The sequence below is a fragment of the Curtobacterium sp. B18 genome (assembly GCF_000333375.1).
Taxonomy (GTDB): domain Bacteria; phylum Actinomycetota; class Actinomycetes; order Actinomycetales; family Microbacteriaceae; genus Curtobacterium.
Window position 1 is genome coordinate 1 of the sequence record NZ_BACZ01000140.1, and the last position, 2,031, is coordinate 2,031.

At 72.6% G+C, this 2,031-nt stretch carries 2 protein-coding genes; both read right to left on the reverse strand.

What is annotated here, in order from left to right:
- The coding region (locus I5E_RS21125) for a maltotransferase domain-containing protein (RefSeq protein ID WP_042723567.1) at window positions 1-263 on the reverse strand (263 nt) is incomplete at its 3' end.
- A gap of 142 nt (window positions 264-405) precedes the next feature.
- Window positions 406-2,031: glycogen debranching protein (locus I5E_RS03860; protein ID WP_022905832.1), on the reverse strand; the 1,626-nt coding region annotated here is incomplete at its 5' end.

Consider the following 2,031-nt stretch of genomic DNA (forward strand, 5'->3'; position numbering starts at 1 on the left):
GGTCGACCTGGACGGTCGCCTCGTAGCGGTCGGTCCCCCGGTGCGACGAGGACCATCGGCACGGTCCTGGTGCCGCCGTCCGGACGTTCGAGGACGAGGTCGGCGCCGATGACGCCGTGTCCTTCGCGGAAGACGGTCGCCCCGAACGTGATCACCTCGCCGTCGAACGCCTTGCCGGGGAACCCGTTGGGCGTGGTGGGGGCGAGTTCGGTGATCGGGATGCGCCCGATCTTCGGTCGGCGGGGTCGGTCTGCAGTGGCCACGGAGCCGACGCTACCCGGCGAGCGGCTCCGCGTTCCCCGGAACGTGCCGTCTGTGGAAGACCCGGGCGCGCCGTGACGCTGTGGAGGGGCACGGCGCGAGGGTCGTGCCGGAGCCGACCCGCGCCTCCTGGACGGCCTGCCGTCAGGCGATCTCGAACACGTGGATGCCGGGGCCGTAGGCCGTGAACACCTGTCCGGCGGGCCGGAGCCGCTCGTGGTCGCGGTGCTTCTCGCTCGACCACGCGAGCCGGTAGCCGACCACGTCCTCGCGCGTCGGCAGCGTGATGTCGCGGGTGCGCCCGCTGCCGTGGACGACCACGAGGACCCGGTCGTACGGCTCGTGCTCCGGTGTCGACTCGACGAAGTACTGCAGGGCGCGGTGGATCGGCTCGTCCCAGCCCTCGACGGTCATCGGCTGTCCGTCCGGCCCGTACCAGGACATCCGGGACGCGCCGGGGGTCTCCTGGCCCTCGACGCCGAACCGTGTGGGCCGCAGCGCGGGGTGGGCGGACCGGAGCCGGGCGAGCGCGGCGACGGCGTCGGTCATCGCCTCGGCGTCCTCGTCGTCCGACCAGTCGACCGGAGTGAGGTCCTCGGACACCACGTAGGCGTTGTTGTTGCCGTGCTGGGTGCGGCTCCGCTCGTCGCCGGCGGTGAGCATCGGCACACCGGCGGAGAGCATGAGCGTGCCGACGAGGTTCCGCATCGAGCGGCCGCGGGCGGCACGGACGCCACGGTCGGCGGTGTCGCCCTCGATCCCGTGGTTGAACGACCGGTTGTCGTTCGAGCCGTCGCGGTTCTCCTCGCCGTTGGCGTGGTTGTGCTTGCCGTCGTACGACACCAGGTCGAGCAGGGTGAAGCCGTCGTGGGCGGTGACGAAGTTGACGCCGGCGAGCGGCCCGCGCGCCGTGTCGAAGAGGTGGCGCGAGCCGGTCAGGGCCCCGGCGAGCGCGCCGATGCCGGTCGCGGGGGCGCCGTGGCGGCGTTCGTCGGCGATGTCGGTGAGCCAGAACTGCCGCACGGTGTTCCGGAAGCCGTCGTTCCACTCGTTCGTGCGCGCCCCGAACGACCCGGTCCGCCACCCGTCCGGTCCGACGTCCCACGGCTCGGCGATCACCAGGGTGTCCTGCAGGTCGGGGTGGTCCCGGATCCGCTCGAGCAGCGGGTGCGCCGGGTCGAAGACGTGGTCGCCGTTCCGCGCCAGGGCTGCCATCAGGTCGAAGCGGAACCCGTCGACCTGCACCTCGCGCGCCCAGTACACGAGGCTGTCGACGACGAGGTCCGCCGTGGCCTCGACCGAGGTGTCGAGGGTGTTCCCGCACCCGGTGGTGTCGTAGTAGGCGTCGGGTTCGCCCGGCGGGACGGACGCCCACCGGTAGCGGTTCGCGCCGTCGATGCCCCGGAGCGAGGTGGTCGGGCCGCCGAGGCCTTCCTCGGCGGTGTGGTTGTAGACGACGTCGAGCACGACCTGGATCCCCGCCGCGTGCAGGAGCCGCACCATGCCCTTGAACTCGCGGAGGACCGCAGTGGCCCCCTCGGCCCGGGCCGCGGGGGAGGCGTGGGCGGCGTGCGGGGCGAAGAAGCCCAGCGTGTTGTACCCCCAGGCGTTCTCGCGCCGGGCCTCTCGCAGCCACCGCTCGGTGTCGAAGGCGTGCACGGGCAGGAGTTCGAGCGTGGTCACGCCGATCCGGTGCAGGTGCGCGATGGTGCTCTCGTGGGCGATGCCGGCGTACGTGCCGCGCAGTACATGGGGCACGTGCGGGTTCGA